Raw genomic sequence first — 20,131 nt, forward strand, 5'->3', positions numbered from 1 at the left:
TATAAGTTTTATTACATTGATCACCAAACAATCAATCATCCATAGATCAATCGAAAATAGCGTTTCTGGATCAAGGAGAAATAAGCCCAGAGTGATAGCGCACCAATGTATCCTAATACAATAAGCATCGGCTCACCTAGTATTGCATATAGAGCCAGCCAGAGCACCCCCACCCGACCCATTTCGAGGTAAAGTACCCACTGCCGTTGTTCCAGCAACGCGCCACAATTGATGGCCGTGAGCAGGATAAATAAAGCGGTTAAAAACTGAAGATAGCCTGGCACATACTGATCGAGTAGTAAAAACGAGAATAGAATCAACAACGTACCAGCCAGTTGCCCAATAACGTAGCCTCGAAATCGTCGGCTCTTGTTGTGTGCAGCCGTCCGTTCACCAACGTTACCCGACAAAAACCTGGCTTCGAGCTTGTTACGAATTGTTGGATCAACTAAATCAGGACGGCCAAAGAGAACAGCTAATTTTGCCGACCAGCCCGTTGCTAGTCGGGTAGCCACCAGCACTTCGAGCAACCCATGAAAATGCTGCCACAAGAAACTATGGCTGTTAAGTGGCTTGGTCAACCCATAAACGGGTTCTTCCTGTTCTTCGGCAAACGTACCGAACAGCTTATCCCAGATAATGAACATATCACCGTAATTCTTGTCGAGATACTGCGGATTGCTGGCGTGGTGAACCCGGTGGTGCGATGGTGTCACCAGAATATATTCGAGCCAGCCCAGTTTACCAATCGTGCGGGTATGGAGAAAAAATGGATACAATCCATGAATCAGGAGTATTGTCGTAATCATCTCAGCCGGAAAGCCAATGATGGGCAAAATGGACCAGAAACCGGTACGTACCATCGCCTGAAAAACCGTGATACGTGCTGAAACGGTATAATTAAAATCGTCGCTCTGATGATGCACAACATGAATCGCCCAGAACACATTGATTTCGTGGGCCAACCGGTGGTACCAGTACCAGACAAAATCGGTGGCAATGAGCAATCCAACCCACCCCCACATATTCGCCCGGATGTCGAACAGCGCATAGTGTCGGTGCAGGTACTCGTACACGAAATAAAACCCGCCGACTGTAAAACTATCCAGTAACCGTTCTGCTACACCGACATTGAGATTTGCGACCGAGTTATTGAAATGGAAGTAATTTTTTTTCTGCCACTTTGCCACAAGGTATTCCAGCCCCATAAAGAGCAGAAACAGCGGAACCGCAAAAGCAAGCCAATTGAAATGCATGTGAAAAGGTTGTCAGTGAATCAGTTGCTACCTATCGTACTTAATTCTGGATTCTAGCCGCAAACCGATGGTAAAACGGCGTTTTGCTGGCTGCACTTTTGGGCTGATAATCCCCTGTGATCAGCGGAATGTACATGACCCGCCGACGGCTTTCGGCACCCAGATTGGGCGACTGTTCTACCCGATGCCAGAGACTTCCATTGTGAATGGTCAGGTCACCTGCTTCGATGTCGAACCCCACTTCACGAGGATCCGGGCGGTGGTCGATAAACTGACGTTTACGGAACAGCGTTAGCAAGGTGTTTTGCTTATGCGTACCAGGCAAAACACGCAGTCCGCCATTACTCATCGGGCAATCGTCCAGGTGCAGCCCTACATTGAGCATTGGCCGGATTCGATGCCCCAGAAATAAATCACGTGGGCTGTCGGTATGCCAGCCCATCCGCGAGAAGTTGCTCTCAGGCGTACGCACGTAGTGATTGACAACCAGCCCATCTTTTTCTTCCTCGCCGATACGTCCCTCATAAGGCTGCAGCAATTGAGTAAGTGATTTGAGCCGGTGATCCTGCAAAAATTCATGTAATACCGGACTGAATAAGGAAGCAAACGCAAACCGCTGGACGATTGGTTGCCCATGTTCGTCGCGTCCGTATTTAATGGGTGTCCCGTTGATTTTATCTACTTTCTCGTCAATCCAGTTTGCCTCTACACGCTGTAGCTCATGCAGAAAAAGCTGTACTACGTCGCGACCAACAAAATTCTTGATATGAAGGAAGCCATTTTTATCAAAAAAGGCGGTTTGCTCAGCGGTTAACAAGCTGGTAGACTGAACAGGGGCTGCATCTTCTAGTAATACCATCGGCGTATAAATTACACAGTTGATTTATTTTAAAATACTTACTATACAGATTAAGTATAGTAATATTGATTATAAAAGGCAAACCTAGGTTTGCTGCTAAAATTTCTGATGGGCTATTTCCGGATAAACCGTGATGAGAGCCCTAGAAGGCCTGAAAACTAAAAAATAGGTGACAGGGTGAACAAAAAAGTAGTGCCTGAATGAACAAACGAAATCGTTAACAAATACATATTTACCTCATAAAGGCCATGACGGAGTCTACCTTGGAGTGTTTTAATACGTAAAAACGAGCGCTTGTTGATCAGGTTTCCTACCTGTTAAGTTAAGTTGATTCTGCTTACTCTGTTAGATTGATAGGCAAAGGTGGATAGTGCTTTTTACATTTCCAAATTTTTTCGCCTGAACCTCAAAATAATAGTAGATATACTTAGTAAGGCACTTTATTAATTTTTTACTAAGAAATAATTAATAGAAGATTAGATTGTCTTATTTAAATAAGTGAACAAAATTAATTCCTACCCCTGATGAAACATCTTGTACAAAAGCGAATCAGTGTGCTCAGCATGCTGTTTTGGTTGACTATTCTACTCACCAATGCTGCCCAAGCGCAGGACGTTCGTGTAACCGGTCGGGTTATTTCGGGAACGGATCAAAAAGCCATCCCAGGCGCAACGATTTTACTACGTAACTCGACAAACGGTACGACCACGGATGCAGATGGCAACTTTTCTATTCTTGCTCCGGCTAATGGATCACTGGTCGTTAGCGCTATCGGTTTTACCGGACAGGATATTGTTCTGGGCAATCAGACTCAACTGACCATTACGCTTCAGGAGTCAGCCCAAAACCTTAACGAAGTTGTCGTTACCGCTTTGGGAATCAAAAAAGAATCGAAAAAACTTGGTTACGCTACAGCAACTGTTGGTACAGAACAGCTTACCATCAACCGAACGACTAATTTAGGAAACAGCTTACAGGGCAAAGTGGCGGGGGTAAACGTTACGGCCCCTACGGGAGGGCCTGGCGGAACGTCGAAAATTCGTATCCGCGGTCAATCGTCTTTCAAAGGCGATAATTCGCCACTCATTATCGTCAACGGTGTTCCCATCAATAACTCCAATTTTTCGAGCCGGCAGGGCGACACCGACGGAACAGCGAACCGTAGCGGATCGGCTGCGGACGGGGGCGATGGTTTACAAAGCGTTAACCAGGACGACATTGAAACGATGACGGTGCTAAAAGGATCGACTGCGGCAGCCCTCTACGGTTTCCGGGCGAAAGATGGCGCCATTGTCATCACCACAAAAACCGGCCGTCGTAACGCCGGAATTGGCGTGGAAGTGAACTCGAACTTCACGGCCGATCAGGCACTGGATTATACAGATTTCCAGTATGAATACGGACAGGGCGAATTTGGCAAACGGCCAACCACCGTTGGTGAAGCGCAAAGTTCGGGCGTTTTTAGTTTTGGCGAAAAAATCGATGGGCAACCAACGTACCAGTTCGACGGGGTCATGCGGCCGTATCTAGCCAGCAAAGATCGTATCAAGAAATTCTATCGCACGGGTAGTACGTTCACAAACACGGTGGCCTTATCGGGCGGCAGCGACAAAGGTGGATTTCGAATCTCCTTTTCGAATACTGACGCCAACGCCATTATCCCGAACTCTGACTACCACAAGAAGATTTTTAACATAGGCCTTAATTACAATTTCACGCCTAAGTTTTCGGCTCAGGTAAACGCCAACTATTCCAATGAATATAATCACAATCCGCCCCAAATTGGCTTGCAGGATCTGAATGCCAATACAACGGTTTACACCACGGCTACTACAGTCGATATGTACACACTGCGGGATAACCGATACGATGCCAACGGGAATGAGCTGGCTACATCACGTTTTACCAATCGGAACAATCCCTACTGGGTTGCCTACGACCGCGCTGAAAATGTACATCGTGACCGCCTGTTCGGGAATGCATCCCTTCGGTATCAGTTTAATGACTGGTTATATATACAAGGACGTATCGGGCAAGACTATTACACCCGCCCTTATGACTTTAACCGCCCAACCGGAACACGCTCGCTATCGGCAGCGGCAACGGGCTTCAATGGCTACTTCTATCAGGAAGTAATTACGTTCCGGGAAAAAAATCTGGATTTCCTATTAGGTGCCAACCACACGTTTGGCAATTTCGGGATAGACGTAACGCTGGGGGGCAACCAATTGCAGCAGACTTACACGAACAACAGCGCATCGGCCACCAACTTCTACATCCGGAACCTGTATACGATTCAGAACGGCCAAGCCAAAGATCCGCAGTATGCGTATAGCCGCAAGCAGGTCAATTCGTTGTATGCCGCATCGGAATTCTCATACAAGAATTTTTTGTTCGTTAACGTAACGGCCCGGAACGACTGGTTCTCAACACTGGCACAATCCAGTTATCTCTATCCCTCCATCAGCGGAAGTTTAGTGCTCAGTGATGCACTGAAAATCCGGCCAACCTGGTTGAACTACGCTAAAGTTAGAGCGGCTTATGCGGTTGTTGGGGGCGATACAGATCCCTACCAGAACAACTTGTTCTACAGCTTAAACGCCAATACGTTGCAGGGACAAGGTCTTGGTTCCATAACGACTAACACCAGTCCAAATGCGAACCTGCGTCCGCTCAAAATAAAAGAAGCGGAAGTTGGTCTCGAATTACGAGCCTTAAACAGCCGCGTTAATCTGGACTTGGCTGTCTATCAAAAAAATACAGTCGATGAAATCCTGAACGTGGATATTTCAACAGCCTCGGGCTATGATAAGACCAAAGTAAACGTGGGCCGTCTGCGTAACCAGGGCGTTGAAATGCTGCTGACATTGGTGCCTATTAAAAATAACAATTTCAACTGGGAAACAACCTTTAACCTGACCTATAACCAAAGTAAAGTGCTTGAACTGGCCAATGGTCAGCAACGGCTAAAGGTAGGCCAGGGTGATTTCTTTGGAGAATTATGGCACGAGGTTGGTTTGCCGATGGCCTCTTTACGGGGTATTGCCTACAAACGCGATCCGCAGGGACGAATCATTACGTCGGGCGGCAAACCTGTAGCGGGTGACATTACAACCTTCGGCAGCGCGATTCCTAAATATACGGGTGGCTGGTTGAACACGTTCACGTACAAAGGCTTCCGAATCTTTGCGCAGATTGACTTTAAAGCAGGTCATAAACTGATCTCCAACTCAAACCTGAACTTCCTGCGACATGGTTTGTCTCAGGCGTCTTTAGTTGGCCGCGAAGGGGGCGTTTTATTCGAAGGCGTCAATGAAGTAAAAAATGCAACGGGCCAGGTTGAATATACCCCTAATACAACCCGGGTAGAAGCAGAGGACTTTTACTCCAGCTACCGTAGCACCAACAATGCCGAGCAATTTATTTATAACGCCAGTTTTGTTCGGTGGCGGTCTTTGTCGATTGGCTACGACCTGTCGCGGTTTGTCAACAAGACATTCATAAAAGGCTTAACCGTTTCGGCCATAGGCAACAACCTGCTGTTGATTAAAAAATACGTTGATAACCTCGATCCCGAAGCAGTAGCCGGGGCATCCGACAACATTCAGGGTATCGAAACGCATTCACTGCCAACAACACGCAGCTATGGCGTCAACGTAAACCTGAAATTTTAAGGATAAATCAATCTACAGCCATCCAATCATGAAAAAAATACAGTATATCCTATCAGGCGCCCTCTTACTAACCAGCTTGAGTGGCTGTGACAAAGGGTTCGAAGAGATAAACCGGAATCCGGTTCAGTCAACCATCATTGACCCAACTTACCTGTTCTCCAATGCGCAGTTCTCAACCACATTAGCCGCTCAAACGATTATGTACGAAGAGAGTATCGTACAACAAATCATTACGCCTTTTGGTGGGGTGAACAACGGTGGAAATTACAACCAGGATAACCGGACGAATACGATGGTCAACTGGAATTTTTTCTTCAGCGGAACAGGTAATGGTAACAGTGGTCCTGTGAAATTACTGGCCGACGTGATGAATCAGACAAAAGCCGACGCGAATCGCAGCAATCTTTATAATATGTCGCGTATCTGGAGAGCCTATGTTTTTCAGGTGTTGGTCGATACGTATGGCGATGTTCCTTACTCCCAGGCTGGTCAGGCCTATTTACAGTCCACCTATTTGCCTAAATACGATAACCAGCAGGATATTTATAATGATCTCCTGAACGAACTCGATCAGGCAACAGCTGCTCTCGACCCAGCCAAGCGAGTTGAAACGGGTGATTTGTTCTACAAAGGAAACATTGCGCAATGGAAACGCCTAGGCTATTCACTGATGCTACGTGTCGCTATGCGGCTATCGAAAGTTGATGCAGCAAAAGCCCAGTCTTTTGTGCAAAAAGCGGTTGCGGGAGGAGTCATGCAATCGAACGACGACAACGTCAAGATCCAGTACACCAGCATCTTTCCAAGCCCAACCAGTGGTTTATGGAATGGCACGGAAAAAGCTAATTTCTATTTGGCTCAGCCTTTTGTCAGTTACCTGAAGCAAACCAACGACCCGCGGCTGAAAGTCATTGCAACAAAATATGCTGAGCCTTCGAAAGACCCCAGTGGCACGACTGAAGATAACACCCCCGCCAACCAGATAGGCTTCCCGCTTGGCTACGACAACGGGAGTATTGTCAATGCGCCTGGTTATCCCGGTAACGTAGGCTCAGGTGGCTGGAAATACTCTCAACTCAACCGGCGCACGGTGGCAAAGGTAGATGCACCCCAACATTACATTACTTATGCCCAAACGCAGCTTCTTCTTGCCGAAGCGGCCCAACGGGGCTGGACAACTGGCAGCGTAGCTGATTTTTATAAAGCTGGTGTTACAGCTCACATGAATCAGATGAAGGAATATGATGCCTCAGCTACAATTGCAGCCGCCGACATTACCGCTTACCTGACGGCCAATCCATTCGATGCGTCGAAGGCCCTGGAGCAGATCAATACGCAGTACTGGGTAGCCTCGTTCCTGAACGGCCCCGAGGCTTTTGCCAACTTCCGGCGGAGCGGCTTTCCGGTTCTAACCCCAAACCCCTATCCGGGCAAAACGATAACAGGGGCCTTTATTCGTCGCTTAACGTACCCATTGAGCGAAAAATCCGTCAACGCCGACAACTACAATGCGGCCGTTACCCGCCAGGGAGCTGATGATTTGGACACCCGTGTCTTCTGGGATAAACAGTAAGCCATCTGCTTTTTGTCAGAACAAAAACAAGCCCGACCACAATGGTCGGGCTTGTTTTTGTTCTGACATTCCTTCTGCTATCGGAAAGAGAGAAACCTACTTGACGTTTACCGTTCAAATACAACATCCGCAAAATACTCTTTGCCATCCGTGAACCAGCCTGCCATTGTAAAACCGGTTTGCTGAGCCAGTTCCTCAATCTGAGCGCGGGTAAATTTGCGGGAGATTTCCGTATGGATAATTTCACCATAGGCAAATGGCACAGTCATGTCCAGGGCATTAATTTGAACTGTTTGTGCTTTCTGACTGACTAAATACGAACGTGCTTCACCCGTTTCAGGATTATACGCTTCGTAATGATCGAAGGCCGTGAGGTCGAAATCAGCGTCGAGTTCGCGGTTGATCCGTCGGAGGAGATTCAGATTAAAAGCTTTCGTAAGCCCTTGCCGATCGTTATAGGCTGTATGAATAATGGCCGGATGCTTTTGCAAATCGAAACCCGTTAGCACCAGATCACCGGGCTGAAGCCGGTCATGGAGCTGGCGGTAAAAATCGATGGCGTCACCAGGGGCGAAATTGCCGATGTTCGATCCCAAAAACAGAACAACACGCCGGGCATCCGATTCATCAGACAATTGTTCGAGTGCGCTAAAATAATCGCTATGTCGCGGATTTAACGGCAGTTCGGGCCATTGCTTACGAATATCAATGACCAATCCCTGCAGCGCATCAACCGAAATATCGACGGGCGCGTAGGTGAAATCAGCTTTCTGAGCCTCAAAAAAGCCCAGTAAAATCTTCGTTTTTAACCCATCGCCAGCCCCCAGTTCCACCAGTTCGAACGGACGGGTGTCGGGCGTAAATTGCCGGAGCAGATCCGCTTTATAGATATCCAGCACTTCATACTCCGATCGGGTCAGGTAATAATCCGGCGAGTGCATGATTTCAGCAAAAATCCGGCTCCCCTCAGCATCGTAAAAAAACTGCGAGGAGAGTCGCTTGGGTGTTTTTTGCAACCCGGTACGCACCTCTTCGGCAAGGGGCGTGAGGCCAGGGGCATGGGGTAACGTATCAACATCTTCTTCGCTGGACTCCACACTTTGTACTCCTGGCTCCTGGCTCTTAGGACCCATGCCCTCCGCCCAATGCCCTATACTCCCTGCACTAAACGTATTCCTGTAAACTGCCATCGCTTGTCTGGTTGAAAAAAATTGCGGTACGTGGGTCTAGAATGGCCTTCGGGTGTAGCTACCGAAGCGCCCCGTAGCACCATTTGTCCACTCATAAACTTACCGTTGTATTCGCCGACGGCCCCTTCGGCGGTGATAAAGCCAGGGTATGGCAAGTAAGCGGAGTTCGTCCACTCCCACCGTACCCCCCAATTGAGTTGCTGGGCGCCCGCATGCACGGCGGCAACTTCCCATTCGAATTCGGTTGGTAAACGCTGGCCTTTCCAGCGAGCGTAGGCATCGGCTTCATAATGGCTCACATGGCAAACCGGTGCCTCCAGCTCAACAGGCTTAAGTCCGTCAAACGTATACTGCCACCATTCACCATCAACCTGATGCCAGTACAGAGGAGCCTGAATGGCATTTGATTTCACCCACGCCCAGCCATCAGACAGCCAATACCGGAAATTTTGATAACCACCCGAATTGATGAAGGTTAGGTACTCTTCATTCGTAACCAGATTACCGGCCAGCGTTGTTTTGTTCAGGTATACTTTGTGAGCACCTTCTTCATTATCGAAGTGGAACGAACCCGCCCTATGGTCATCAGCAGCTTGATAACCAACCGTATAAATGCCTTCGTCGATGACTATCGGCTGGCCGAATCGTGGCAACTGATGTTCATGAACCGGCATGTCAATGGCAGGCAGCAACGGATTGTGGCCCAGAATGTATTTGATATCCGTAATGAGCAACTCCTGGTGTTGCTGCTCGTGATTCAGACCAAGTTCGATGAGGGCGTAAAGCTCAGGCGACAGTTCGGCCGTGTCCAGATAGCGGCTCATCTGTTCGTCCACGTAGGCGCGATAGGCATACACGCCTGCTACGGTTGGGCGACTCATATTACCCCGGTCCGTACGTAGTACGCGCTTCCCGACCGTTTCGTAATAGCTGTTAAAAACGAAGCTGAAATCTTCGTGAAAAATCCGGTAATTGGGGACGTTGGGCACCAGCACAAACGTCTCCCAAAACCAGGTGGTATGGCCCAGGTGCCATTTCGGCGGGCTAACATCGGCGACAGGCTGCACCACGTAATCCTCGGTTTCAAGGCCACGGCATATTGCTTCGGAATGCAGTCGTACGCGGTAATAATGCTCGGTGAGCGTTTGTTCGGCAATCATTCAGCGTCTGTTGTTTTGAACTGACTAAAGTCTATAGACAATTCTACCACTAAAACGCTAAATCACAAACCTTGTTCAATATGTAACCATCTGTTCATCAACAAAACACCAGAGCCACCGTTCACCGGGTTCGGACGAGACAACAACAGGATGCCCACTCGCACGAGCATGCTTGCTGGCGTGCCTATTGGGCGACGAGTCGCAGCAGAGTGTGGTGCCACAGGTCTGGCAGGTGCGCAGGTGCACCCACGAGTCACCCGTTTTGATGCATTCCTCACAAACGTGTTTTTTAGCCGTGCGAATCTCCGTCAGCGCGGCCAAGTGAGAGCAAATGGTTTCTTCAGCCATGTGTATATATAAGATATATGATGTAGGGTGTATGATATAGTTAGTCATGCATCACATAGCCTACACCCTACATCATTTTAGTTTTCTGCTAAGTATTTATGAACGAAACTCACGGCCATTGCCCCTTCGCCAACGGCTGAAGCTACGCGGTTCATGGCGCCAGCGCGCACATCGCCAGCGGCAAAAATACCAGGGCTACACGTTTCGAGGAGGTAGGGTTCCCGGTCATGTTTCCAGACCTGTTTGAAGTCCGCAAATTTCGCCAGATCGCGCCCAGTGGCAATAAACCCTTTGTTATCCTTGATAATGTCCATTGCGATCCAATCCGTATAAGGTTTGGTGCCGATGAAAATGAACAGGCCGGCCGCTTTAACCGTACGTCGTTCTTTGGTATTCATATCCTCCAGCACGAGGCATTCCAACTGCTCTTTGCCCAAGCCTTCAACGACTTCTGTGCAACCTAACACAGTGATATTCGGCGTGCGCTCAATCTGGTCGATCAGGTACTGCGACATCGTTGATGACAAATCGTTGCGACGTACACAAATGAATACTTCCGATGCCGTTCGTGACAGATACATAGCCCCTTGCCCAGCCGAGTTCCCGCCCCCAACAATATACACCGGTCGTCCTTTGAAGGCATAGGCTTCGGTAGTGGCAGCACCGTAGTACACACCGGCTCCCGTGTATTTATCCAGGCTTTCGTTCTCTAGCTTGTGATACGCTACGCCCGTACTCAGCACAATTGACCGGGTTACGACTTCGCTGCCGTCGGCCATACTGATATGCTTGTATTGCCCCTGGGACTTTATGGAAATTACTTCCTGCGGAGCCAGAAACTCGACCCCAAAGCGTTGCGCCTGCGTTATAGCCCGTCGAGCCAGATCAGATCCGCTGAGTCCATTAGGAAAACCGAGGTAGTTTTCGATACGGGAACTCGTTCCGGCCTGACCACCAGGGGCGCGTTTATCAACCAGAATCGTTCGTAGCCCTTCAGAACCACCGTATACGGCTGCAGCCAATCCAGCCGGTCCCGCACCAATGATGGCCAGATCGTATAAATCATGGGTCGCTTTTGGTTGCAGGCCAACTTTTCCACCCACGTCGCCAATAGTTGGCTGTTTTAGAACCGTACCATCACCAAGTACAACAACCGGCAAATCAGTACGTTCAATACCGTGTAAATCGAGCAATTCCTGGGCGTGAGGATCATCCTCTATATCGAGCCATTGATAAGGGAATAAATTGCCCGCCAGGAAATCCTTCAGCTCGTGCGAACGGGGTGAAAACTGATAACCTACCAGCTTCAGCCCCTCGTAAGGAGGCCGATAGTCTGACTGCCAGTCACTTAGTAAATCATCGAGTACCGGATATAACTTCTCTTCGGGCGGGTCCCAGGGTTTGGCAATGTAGTAATCCAGTTGTACCTCGTTGATGGCCCGAACAGCCGCATCAATGTCAGAATAAGCCGTCAATAGTGCCCGTTTTGCATTCGGGAATATCTTGCGTGCCTGCGACAGAAACTCCACTCCGTTCATGGTGGGCATGCGCTGGTCGGACAGGAACAAGGCCACTTCTTCGCCTTTTTTCTTCAATTCGGGTAGCGAATCGAGCGCTTCCTTAGCGGAAGTGGTGCAAAGAATCCGGTATTTTTTTCGGTATTGCTGGCGCAGATCATGCTGAATGGCCTGCAACACCTGTTGGTCGTCGTCAATGGAAAAGATTATTGGTAGTTTCATGTTTAAAAGAGCGAAAGATTGAATGAGTGAATGAACGAAGTAACGTGTGCATTTACAATACACTCATTCAATCTTTCGCTCTTTCACTGTTTAACTTTATTGAGTTGGTAAACATACGCTAAACTCAGTATGGCCCGGCACGGATTTCAGTTTAATCGAGCCATTGTGATGCTCAACAATACCATTTACAATGTCCAGACCAAGTCCTGTGCCCTTACCAATTTCCTTCGTCGTAAAAAATGGCTCGAATATTTTGTCCCGAATATCTTCAGGAATACCCGTTCCATTGTCGATGATTTTAGTCAGTACAAACTCCCGGTCACGCTGGCTGATGATTTCAATCTTACCTCCGTCGGGCAAGGCATCAATCGCATTATCGATCAGGTTTGTCCAGACTTGGTTCAGTTCACCAGCCCAGCCACAAACACTAGGCAGATCGTCGGGAATGGTCAACGTCAGGTCAATATGCTTACTTTTTATTTTATGATTCAGTAACGTAATGGTACTACGTAGACCCTCAGCAAGTGGCACTTGTTCTTTGCCAGTGCCCCGGTCCATGTGCGTATAATTTTTGATGGAGCCGATCAGTGTCGAAATCCGCTTCGAGGCTTCGCTTATATCAGAAACCAGCTTTTCGGTCACTAAATTATTGACGATCCAGTTGGACACGCCTGCCAGATTTTCATCGCCAATTTTTTCCAGCAGCCAATCCAGATCCTCCGTTGTAAAGCCATATTCGACCATAGGCCCGGCCAGATCCATGCTGTCGTCAACGCCATGATCGTCGAGCCAATCGGTCAGGTCATCTTCCAGACTTGTCCGTTCCATCAGCGACAGCTGGTGCTTGTCAACACCTGACTGCTGGTCCATTTTTTTAAAGAACACGGCCCCTACGCTGTCTACCTGCTCGTCGGTGAGGTCAAGACTCATCACGGTCTTGAACGCTTCGGGCGTTGCCCGCAGATGGGTACTCAGCGTTTCGACCGAACGTACTACGGCTGCTACGGGATTGTTCAGTTCGTGAGCCAGCCCCGCCGACAGTCGACCCAGCGACGCCAGCTTATCGTTTTGCTGAGCCTGTTTCGTAAAATACCGAATGCGGCTTGTCATTTGTTGAACCAGAGACGCCGTCAGTTCATAACAATTCTGTATCATCCCGAGCAGATGATCCCGATGAAGCCGAAGAATTCGCACGTCTGTCTGGGTCACAAATCGGCTGGGAAAGCTCGTCATCCGCGAAAAGGGTAACACACCTATGATGGAGTGTGGATCATACATAAATAGCTCGTCGCCCAGGCTATTCGTCCCATTATCAATACGGATGCGCCCATCCAGGAGCAGGATGAGATGATCGGCCGGTTCCTTGGGTTTATAAAGTACCGTCTCGCGTGGATAGCTTACCTCTTCGGATCGGTCGATAAGCCACTGAAGTTGTTCGTCCGGAACGGTCGCGAACTCCGGAAATTTTTGGAGGGTTTCTAACAGATTCATGGTTTTAGAATAGAAGATACTTTAGAACGTCCCGCCGGGTACCAACGCAGGAATTGTTCCCTAATTGGCAGTTGAACAGGTAATCAAATCTAAATAGGATTGGTTACAGAGACGATATTGTTGCTTTGCCCCTTCCCCATCAGCGGCTTTATTAATTGATAAAGATTCAAATTTAACCATATTCTGATGCGTAGTACGCTGCTTCTGCTTTGTTTATTTGCTTTTGCTTTTCGACCCGATAAACCTGCCTACAGGCTGTATACGCCTACGTTAAAAGCGACAACTTACGCCAAATTGCTTCGTCAGGCGACTGATGCTGACGTCGTGTTATTCGGCGAACTGCATAATAATCCCATTTGCCATTGGCTCGAACTCCAGCTAACGAAAGATTTACAGGCCGCCAGAAAAGGCAACCTGGTTTTGGGTGCCGAGATGTTTGAAACGGATAACCAAACGGGTCTTAGTAACTACGTTCAGGGCCACACCACAAGCAAGGAACTGGCTGTACAAACGCGATTATGGCCCAATTACGATACCGACTACAAACCCATTGTTGATTTTGCCCGTGAACAGAAAATTCCATTCATCGCTACCAACGTACCCCGTCGATACGCCCGTTTGGTCTCACGTCAGGGACTGGCTGCGCTCGATACGATCTCCAGCGAAGGCAAACAGCAGGTGGCTCCACTTCCACTAACGGTTGACCTGACCCTGCCGGGCTACAAAGGCATGATGGATATGATGAGTAGCGGGCCGATGTCCGGCACATCCCACGCAGGCACGGCATCTTCTGGAACGGCAGGCAAAGAAGATGTGAATGCCAATTTTGCCCGCGCCCAGGCCATAAAAGATGCTACAATGGCCCATTTTATCCTGCAAAATCTAAAGCCAGGTCAGACATTTTTGCATTTCAATGGCGATTATCACTCTAAAAATTTTGAGGGTATTGTCTGGTATCTTCGTCAGCAAAAGCCCGCACTCAAGATCGTAACGCTCTCGTCCGTTGAGATTCCTGACATTGACAAGCCTACGCACAAAATCGAAGGGCTCGAAAGTGATAAACTCGCCGATTTTATACTAGCCATTCCATCCGACATGACGAAGACGTATTAAAGTGAATTGACTAAGTTTTTGGGGACTATTTACGCCATTTTTGGCAGTCGGTTTATTGCGGTCCGTCGCTACGGTGGCTGACACTTGCCATAAACCAACTACCAAAAACCGGAAACTACCATGATCAGGGATTTACTCAACGTAGCAGGGAAAAATGCCCTCGTAACCGGCTCAAGTCAGGGTATTGGGAAAGCGATTGCACTGGCACTCGCTGAATTTGGCGCGGGCAGTAGTGGATGAAATCCAGGCCATGATTGTCTATGCCGGCACGAAAGCTGCCGTTCCAATACGGTTCGCAATCTGGCGCTGCAACTCGCCCGGAATGGGGTTACGGTCAACAATCTGTCACCTGGCGTCATCAATACACCCCGCACTGATGAGCCAACGCCCGCTGTTCCGGAACACATCAGCCAGCGCATGAGCATTCCCGTCGAGTCTGAAGGTCAACCCGACGATATTGCTGCGATGGCCGTTCTACTCTGCTCCAACGCAGGGACGCTACGTTACCGGACAAACGATTTTTGTGGATGGTGGGATGGGACTTTAATGATGAATGATGAATGATGAATGATGAATGATGAATGATGAATGATGAATGATTCTACAAAAAATAATTCATCATTCATCATTCATCATTAACACAACATACTCCGCCACCAGTGCCCAGCAATGCGCTTCGCATTGCCAGCGCATTTGCACAATAGAGCGGTCGGCAAACCGACGTAGCAGCGGCTGTTCGTAGGCGGTCAATAAACCTGCAATGAAGAAGTTGAACGTAGTGAAATCCTGTTCGATTCCGGCAATGTCTATACTGGGCACTTGTGTGCCTAAACGTAGTAAAGCCGTTGATAGCAAAATTTGCTCGACGCGATTGGTTGCCTGTGCCAATTTCTGCTGTCCGTCAGCAATCAGGCGCGGGCGAATGGGTTCCAGTTCGGGAATGTTGAAAGCGGCCATCAAACGGGCCATATGATAAATAATCAATGAAGTTCGGGCGTAGTGCGGAGCGCACCGAAACGGTTCCGAAACGTAGCGTCCCGACTCAACGATTGAGCGCAGATAGGTTAGAGAATCGGTATCGTGCTGATTGCGGGGTAAGTCAAACTGGTAGATGCAGTACAGCATATTACTCAGTGCACAGGCATCGAAATCAATACCCATATTCTTACCGAACCAGGTCGAATAGGCGCGTAAATCGCGGTAATCGCGATACGTATTTTGAATTTGGCGTCCCTGGCTTAGGTTGGCGTGCTGGGACAGTTTATCTTTCAACCAGAGCTGATCCGTGCGGGCTGAGTTTGTGGTCAGGTAAACCATCGCCGTATCGTCAATATCGTCGGGAATACGGAAATGTTCGAACCGATGAAACAGGTACCCATTTGGAAAGTGTCGTGACGGGCGAGTGGGCCAGAAATTGTACGTGTTCAAGCCGTCTTTGTTGCGAAACAGTCCGTAGGCAGTTGCTGCCCGCTCCCCAATCCGGTCAATCAGGCCTTTTATGTCATCTGCTACGTATGGACGCAGCTTCTGTAGCACAAAGACGGTGCTGGCGGTAAAAAATATATTCGTATCTGCGCGTCGATAGCCTAACGTAGCATTACTGCGAACCGACGGAAACAGACCCGATTTTTCCTGCAAACCGGCGATACGTTGAATAATAGCCTCCGTGGTTAAGCCCGTCATATTTTCGTAAAAGTACAGTTTGATGTGTTCTCTTTTTACAGATTAAGGTTGGATATTTGCCCCCATACTTCATTGGTACATGCCATGGCTAACCTGATCTTATTCGACGAACCGACTATCCGAAAGGCGCTGCTGCCCTTCACCTTTACGCGACCCGTGGCAGGCATTCGCATTGGTATTCAGACCCTGGCCGAAAAATGGGCCGAATCATTAAGCCAGACACCATCCTTTCTGACCGAATCGTATTTGCAGACAAAGTTTCCACAAATGGCCGGTAACGACAACTGGTACGTGAACGGAGCCATTTGTCCAACCCCCGCCCTGCACGACGCCATCGCTGCGCTGGAAATGGGGGCGGGCCTCATTATGCCGGATGGCTTCGTGCTCGCCGTACGTACTGATAACCAGTTGGAAGCTGCACCAACCATCGACGACGATTATGATTTTCATACGTTTGCTGAACCAATGACAATCGTGCGAAATTCGTGGGACATTTTTGTCCACAACGGGGATCAGATTCGCGCCGATTTCGCCAGACTCACCGCCGGACGGCAATCTGAGCCAATAACGGATCCGTTTACCCGCTGTTACGCCCCTGAGAATATTTTTGTAGAACCCGGAGCCACCATACATGGGTCAATCCTGAACGCAGAAGGCGGGCCAATCTACATTGGCCGTAACGCGACTATCAGCGAAGGATCAATTGTAATCGGGCCGTTTTCTCTTGGCGAAGGCTCTACCGTTAATTGGGGTGGTAAAATGCGCAGCAATACGACAATTGGCCCTTTCTGTAAAGTGGGTGGCGAAGTAGGCAACTCAATTTTCTTCGGCTACAGCAACAAAGCGCACGACGGTTTTCTGGGCAATTCGGTCATTGGTGAGTGGTGCAATCTGGGTGCCAATGTCAACAATTCGAATCTCAAAAATGACTACAGCAACGTTAAGCTTTATTCGTATCCTACCCGCCAGCTTGAAGATACCGGACGGATATTCTGCGGACTGATGATGGGCGATTTCACCAAAGCAGGCATTAGTACGATGTTCAATACGGGTACGGTGGTGGGTGTCAGTGTAAACGTATTCGGGAGCGGCTTTCAGACGAAGTTTGTGTCTTCCTTTTCCTGGGGTGGCGCCAGCGACGGCTTTACAACGTATCGCCTTGAAAAAGCCATTCATGTCGCCAGAGAAGCTTTCAAACGGCGTGATATGGATTTTGATGAGGTGGAAGAACGCATATTGAGGGAAATTTTCAACCAGGAGCGGTCGTTTACCTCATTCAACCCAATGAATGATCTATAGCTAGTCAACCAGCAGAACGACATACTACGTCAGACGGCGCTGCCCGTTCTACAACTTATGCTTTTCAACGAAATTATCGGCCAGGAAGAAACGAAGCAGATGCTGCTGCGGGCGGTACAAACAAACCACCTTGCCCATGCACTGCTGTTCGATGGCCCAATGGGCGGGGCAAATATGGCACTGGCCCTGGCGCTGGCTCAGTATGTTAACTGTGAAGATAAGCAACAGTCTGGTACGCCCGACGCCGACGCCTGTGGCCGGTGTGCGTCCTGCGTGAAGATGCAGAAACTCGTGCATCCCGATCTGCACATGGTGTTTCCGGTAGCGAATCTGGCCAAGGGAAAAACATCGGAAGCGTATCTGACAGACTGGCGGAAATTCCTGCTTGAGCAACCTTACCGAACGTTGCCCGAATGGCTCGAAACCGTCGGGGCGGATAACAAACAAGGCAATATTTCGGCGGAGGAAGCCCGTAGTATTTTGCAGAAGTTATCCCTGAAATCCTACGAAGGTAATTACAAAATCATGCTCATCTGGCTGCCTGAGCTGATGAACATAACGTCGGCCAATGCGCTGCTCAAAGTTCTGGAAGAGCCCCCGGCTCAGACACTTTTTTTGCTTATCACGAATCAGTCCGACAAATTATTGATCACCATTCTGTCGCGAACGCAGCGGGTTGCGGTGCGGGCCTTTACAGATGAGGAGGTCGCTACGTACCTGCGTCAGCACCTGAACCTCGACGAAACGACCGCCCGACGCGTGGCTTATCTTGCTGATGGTAATTTGGCGGAAGCGTTGAACCTGACTAAACAGGAAACACACGCAACGGACCAGCATACCTGGTTTGCCGATTGGATGCGTACCTGCTACCGGCAGGATTTAATAGCGCTGGTTAAACAGGCCGACCAGTTTGACAGTTTCAGCAAGGAAAAACAGAAGGGGTTACTCGATTACAGCATCCGCCTGTACCGCGATTTATTTTTATGGCAGCAAGGAGCCGGTGCACTCCTGCGCTTACCCGACGACGAAATGGCTTTCGTAAAAAATTTTGTTAAAGTCCTTACCGTCGAGCATATCGAACGCATCGTATCCGATCTTAACGAAGCGGCCTATCACCTCGAACGTAATGCTCGGGCCAAAATGATCATGTTAGACATGTCTCTCACGTTCAGCCGCTTAATCCGCATGTAACGATTTACGCTATTCAGTTTTTGGCTTGCGTCAGCCACCCACCGTATACTTAAAACCGAATAGCGTAGCGACAACCTGAAAGACTATGAAGGACCGAACACCTAAACCCAAGCAGGTTATCGGCATGACAGACCTTGTCGATTTTCCCGACCTGGAGCTTTTCGATGTGCAGGCCAAAGTCGATACGGGGGCTTTTACCTCTGCTTTACACTGTAAAGATGTTCAGTTGATACGAACCGGACTTCGGAAGAAATTAAGTTTCTGGCTGATCGACAAATCCGGCGGACCGGCCCGGCAATTTTATAGCGATCAGTTTAGCCAACGTATGATTCGCAATTCATTTGGGGTGGCCGAGCTACGCTACGTTATCAAAACCAGAATTGTCCTATTTGGACGTACCATTCTGGCTGAATTTACTCTTGCCGACCGGGAGCATCTTAAGAATCCGGTGCTGTTAGGCCGGAAGCTGCTCCGCAATCGGTTCATCGTCGATGTTTCGTACACAAATTTATCCTATCAGCTTAAAGTCGATCGTCAACAGTCAGTAGTCGTCAGTAAAAAAAGCGATTAGCCTTTACTGGCAAAAACTACGATGACTGAAGACTCTTGACTATCGACTAACCACTTTTATGCGTATTGCCATTTTATCGGCCAATCCGAATTTATATTCGACTCAGCGACTGCTCGAATCGGCCAGTCAGCGCGGCCACGAAGGCATTATTGTCAATCACTTGAACTGCCAGGTAATGATTGAAGGCGGCCGACCTTCCGTGCTTTATGAAGGGCAGGAACTCGACTCGCTCGACGCAATTGTGCCACGTATCGGTGCTTCCGTCACCGATTACGGCTGTGCCGTTGTCCGTCAGTTCGAAATGATGAATATTTTCACAACCGGCAAGTCGCAGGCCATCATGCGTTCCCGCAACAAGCTACGCAGCTTGCAGGTACTATCGAAAGCGGGAGTTGGATTACCCAAAACCATGTTTGCCAACCATCCTAAAAACGGCGACATCACACAGTTAATCAAGCACGTTGGTGGGCCACCAGTAGTTATCAAACTGCTGGAAGGAACGCAGGGCATTGGCGTGGTACTGGCCGAAACAATCAAAGCGGCCAAATCAACCATCGAAGCCTTTTACGGCCTGAAAAAGAACGTACTGGTGCAGGAATTCATTGCGGAATCTAAAGGGTCGGATATCCGGGCTTTTGTGATAGGTGGGCGCGTTGTGGGCGCCATCAAACGGCAGGGACTTGATGGAGATTTCCGCTCGAATATTCACCGGGGCGGCAATGCGGTGTCGGTTGAACTTACTCCCCAGGAAGAGCAAACCGCGATTCAGGCGGCCCGTGCCCTCGGTCTGAAAGTTGCCGGTGTCGATATGCTTCCTTCTGACCGTGGCCCGCTGGTGCTGGAAGTCAACTCATCACCCGGCCTGGAAGGCATCGAAAATGCCACCGGCGTCGACATTGCTACTCAAATAATAACCTATATCGAAGATAAAATCCGAACTGATGAAGGCGATACGGTAGGAGTGTAAATGAATGATGAATGATG

At 48.9% G+C, this 20,131-nt stretch carries 16 protein-coding genes; 8 read left to right on the forward strand and 8 right to left on the reverse strand.

Going from position 1 to position 20,131, the window contains the following annotated elements; all coding sequences use genetic code 11:
- Positions 1-35: 35 nt before the first annotated feature.
- The gene (locus tag ACYVEA_RS23430) at positions 36-1,256 is read right to left on the reverse strand and encodes a sterol desaturase family protein (RefSeq protein ID WP_461115862.1); all 1,221 of its coding nucleotides are present in this window, start codon (positions 1,254-1,256) and stop codon (positions 36-38) included.
- Between the two features lie 40 nt (positions 1,257-1,296).
- Positions 1,297-2,115, reverse strand: a complete 819-nt coding sequence (locus ACYVEA_RS23435; RefSeq protein WP_461115863.1) for a phytanoyl-CoA dioxygenase family protein — start codon at positions 2,113-2,115, stop codon at positions 1,297-1,299.
- Positions 2,116-2,639: 524 nt separating this feature from the next.
- On the opposite strand from ACYVEA_RS23435, the gene ACYVEA_RS23440 reads away from it, so the two are divergent.
- Together ACYVEA_RS23440 and ACYVEA_RS23445 are read left to right on the forward strand one after the other, a co-directional pair.
- Positions 2,640-5,789, forward strand: coding sequence for a SusC/RagA family TonB-linked outer membrane protein (locus ACYVEA_RS23440; protein ID WP_461115864.1), 3,150 nt, complete (start codon positions 2,640-2,642; stop codon positions 5,787-5,789).
- A 28-nt stretch (positions 5,790-5,817) separates the two neighbouring features.
- Positions 5,818-7,362, forward strand: coding sequence for a SusD/RagB family nutrient-binding outer membrane lipoprotein (locus ACYVEA_RS23445; RefSeq protein ID WP_461115865.1), 1,545 nt, complete (start codon positions 5,818-5,820; stop codon positions 7,360-7,362).
- A 107-nt stretch (positions 7,363-7,469) separates the two neighbouring features.
- On the opposite strand, the gene egtD is transcribed toward ACYVEA_RS23445, so the two are convergent.
- The 5 genes from egtD to ACYVEA_RS23470 form a co-directional block, all read right to left on the reverse strand.
- Entirely contained in the window at positions 7,470-8,552 is a 1,083-nt protein-coding gene (egtD, locus tag ACYVEA_RS23450; protein WP_461115866.1) for an L-histidine N(alpha)-methyltransferase, read from the reverse strand.
- Complete coding sequence (gene egtB, locus ACYVEA_RS23455) at positions 8,513-9,712, reverse strand: ergothioneine biosynthesis protein EgtB (protein ID WP_461115867.1); 1,200 nt, start codon at positions 9,710-9,712, stop codon at positions 8,513-8,515. The genes egtD and egtB overlap by 40 nt, the downstream gene beginning before the upstream one ends.
- 75 nt (positions 9,713-9,787) lie before the next feature.
- Positions 9,788-10,033 carry a UBP-type zinc finger domain-containing protein gene (locus ACYVEA_RS23460; RefSeq protein WP_461115868.1) on the reverse strand — a complete coding sequence of 82 codons (246 nt, stop codon included), beginning with the start codon at positions 10,031-10,033 and terminating at the stop codon, positions 9,788-9,790.
- A 104-nt stretch (positions 10,034-10,137) separates the two neighbouring features.
- Positions 10,138-11,799 (reverse strand): NAD(P)/FAD-dependent oxidoreductase, encoded by a 1,662-nt coding sequence (locus tag ACYVEA_RS23465; RefSeq protein WP_461115869.1) that lies wholly within the window; start codon positions 11,797-11,799, stop codon positions 10,138-10,140.
- 96 nt (positions 11,800-11,895) lie between these two features.
- Positions 11,896-13,290 carry a sensor histidine kinase gene (locus tag ACYVEA_RS23470; protein WP_461115870.1) on the reverse strand — a complete coding sequence of 465 codons (1,395 nt, stop codon included), beginning with the start codon at positions 13,288-13,290 and terminating at the stop codon, positions 11,896-11,898.
- Positions 13,291-13,476: 186 nt separating this feature from the next.
- Between ACYVEA_RS23470 and ACYVEA_RS23475 the strand changes: the two genes are divergently transcribed.
- Positions 13,477-14,403 carry a ChaN family lipoprotein gene (locus tag ACYVEA_RS23475; RefSeq protein ID WP_461115871.1) on the forward strand — a complete coding sequence of 309 codons (927 nt, stop codon included), beginning with the start codon at positions 13,477-13,479 and terminating at the stop codon, positions 14,401-14,403.
- 342 nt (positions 14,404-14,745) lie between these two features.
- Positions 14,746-14,967 carry a hypothetical protein gene (locus tag ACYVEA_RS23480; RefSeq protein ID WP_461116004.1) on the forward strand — a complete coding sequence of 74 codons (222 nt, stop codon included), beginning with the start codon at positions 14,746-14,748 and terminating at the stop codon, positions 14,965-14,967.
- Positions 14,968-15,021: 54 nt separating this feature from the next.
- On the opposite strand, the gene ACYVEA_RS23485 is transcribed toward ACYVEA_RS23480, so the two are convergent.
- Positions 15,022-16,086 (reverse strand): hypothetical protein, encoded by a 1,065-nt coding sequence (locus tag ACYVEA_RS23485; RefSeq protein WP_461115872.1) that lies wholly within the window; start codon positions 16,084-16,086, stop codon positions 15,022-15,024.
- Between the two features lie 84 nt (positions 16,087-16,170).
- Between ACYVEA_RS23485 and ACYVEA_RS23490 the strand changes: the two genes are divergently transcribed.
- The 4 genes from ACYVEA_RS23490 to rimK all read left to right on the forward strand — a co-directional run bounded on the left by ACYVEA_RS23490 (position 16,171) and on the right by rimK (position 20,114).
- Positions 16,171-17,385: a putative sugar nucleotidyl transferase gene (locus tag ACYVEA_RS23490; RefSeq protein ID WP_461115873.1), complete on the forward strand. Its 1,215-nt coding sequence runs from the start codon at positions 16,171-16,173 to the stop codon at positions 17,383-17,385.
- Positions 17,386-17,442: 57 nt separating this feature from the next.
- Positions 17,443-18,576 carry a DNA polymerase III subunit gene (locus ACYVEA_RS23495; RefSeq protein ID WP_461115874.1) on the forward strand — a complete coding sequence of 378 codons (1,134 nt, stop codon included), beginning with the start codon at positions 17,443-17,445 and terminating at the stop codon, positions 18,574-18,576.
- Positions 18,577-18,661: 85 nt separating this feature from the next.
- On the forward strand, positions 18,662-19,147 hold the full coding sequence (locus ACYVEA_RS23500; RefSeq protein WP_461115875.1) for an ATP-dependent zinc protease family protein: 486 nt from the start codon (positions 18,662-18,664) through the stop codon (positions 19,145-19,147).
- Positions 19,148-19,205: 58 nt separating this feature from the next.
- Positions 19,206-20,114 carry a 30S ribosomal protein S6--L-glutamate ligase gene (gene rimK, locus ACYVEA_RS23505; RefSeq protein ID WP_461115876.1) on the forward strand — a complete coding sequence of 303 codons (909 nt, stop codon included), beginning with the start codon at positions 19,206-19,208 and terminating at the stop codon, positions 20,112-20,114.
- Positions 20,115-20,131 lie beyond the last annotated feature (17 nt).

It is taken from the genome of Spirosoma jeollabukense, assembly GCF_054777855.1.

Coding starts and splice junctions, on each gene's coding strand:
- ACYVEA_RS23430 (WP_461115862.1), bottom strand. CDS start 1,256: ATGCATTTCAATTGGCTTGCTTTTGCGGTTCCGCTGTTTCTGCTCTTT.
- ACYVEA_RS23435 (WP_461115863.1), bottom strand. CDS start 2,115: ATGGTATTACTAGAAGATGCAGCCCCTGTTCAGTCTACCAGCTTGTTA.
- ACYVEA_RS23440 (WP_461115864.1), top strand. CDS start 2,640: ATGAAACATCTTGTACAAAAGCGAATCAGTGTGCTCAGCATGCTGTTT.
- ACYVEA_RS23445 (WP_461115865.1), top strand. CDS start 5,818: ATGAAAAAAATACAGTATATCCTATCAGGCGCCCTCTTACTAACCAGC.
- egtD (WP_461115866.1), bottom strand. CDS start 8,552: ATGGCAGTTTACAGGAATACGTTTAGTGCAGGGAGTATAGGGCATTGG.
- egtB (WP_461115867.1), bottom strand. CDS start 9,712: ATGATTGCCGAACAAACGCTCACCGAGCATTATTACCGCGTACGACTG.
- ACYVEA_RS23465 (WP_461115869.1), bottom strand. CDS start 11,799: ATGAAACTACCAATAATCTTTTCCATTGACGACGACCAACAGGTGTTG.
- ACYVEA_RS23470 (WP_461115870.1), bottom strand. CDS start 13,290: ATGAATCTGTTAGAAACCCTCCAAAAATTTCCGGAGTTCGCGACCGTT.
- ACYVEA_RS23475 (WP_461115871.1), top strand. CDS start 13,477: ATGCGTAGTACGCTGCTTCTGCTTTGTTTATTTGCTTTTGCTTTTCGA.
- ACYVEA_RS23485 (WP_461115872.1), bottom strand. CDS start 16,086: ATGACGGGCTTAACCACGGAGGCTATTATTCAACGTATCGCCGGTTTG.
- ACYVEA_RS23490 (WP_461115873.1), top strand. CDS start 16,171: ATGGCTAACCTGATCTTATTCGACGAACCGACTATCCGAAAGGCGCTG.
- ACYVEA_RS23495 (WP_461115874.1), top strand. CDS start 17,443: ATGCTTTTCAACGAAATTATCGGCCAGGAAGAAACGAAGCAGATGCTG.
- ACYVEA_RS23500 (WP_461115875.1), top strand. CDS start 18,662: ATGAAGGACCGAACACCTAAACCCAAGCAGGTTATCGGCATGACAGAC.
- rimK (WP_461115876.1), top strand. CDS start 19,206: ATGCGTATTGCCATTTTATCGGCCAATCCGAATTTATATTCGACTCAG.